At 67.6% G+C, this 398-nt stretch carries 1 protein-coding gene; it reads left to right on the top strand.

Annotated features, from left to right (window positions below):
- A partial coding sequence (locus tag FL344_RS38330) for a response regulator (RefSeq protein WP_141621964.1) occupies positions 1-354 on the top strand: 354 nt, incomplete at its 5' end.
- Positions 355-398 lie beyond the last annotated feature (44 nt).

Raw genomic sequence — 398 nt, 5'->3', positions numbered from 1 at the left:
GTGGTGGACGACGAGCCGCTCGTCTGCACGGCCCTGGGGCGTACGCTGCGTCCACACCACGACGTCACCCTCTTCACCCGGGCCCAGGAGGCCTTGGAGCGCATCGAGGCCGGCGAGCGCTTCGACGTCGTCTTCTGCGACCTGATGATGCCGGGCATGAGCGGGATGGACTTCTACTCCGCCCTCCAGGCCCGCCACCCCGAGCAGGCCCAGCGGGTCATCTTCCTCACCGGCGGCGCGGTGACGCCTCAGGCCCGCGCCTTCCTGGAGTCGGTACCAAGCCCCCATCTGGAAAAACCGTTCGCTGGCAGGGAACTCCTCTCCCTGATCCAGGAACGGCTCGCGCACGCATAGCGAATTGTCAGCCTGTGGAAGATTTGGACAGGCCCCCCCACCCC

This window comes from Myxococcus sp. AB036A (assembly GCF_006547355.1).
Taxonomy (GTDB): Bacteria; Myxococcota; Myxococcia; order Myxococcales; family Myxococcaceae; genus Myxococcus; species Myxococcus virescens.
Note: the sequence above shows the minus strand (reverse complement) of the source record. Positions and strands in the feature narration are given on the sequence as shown.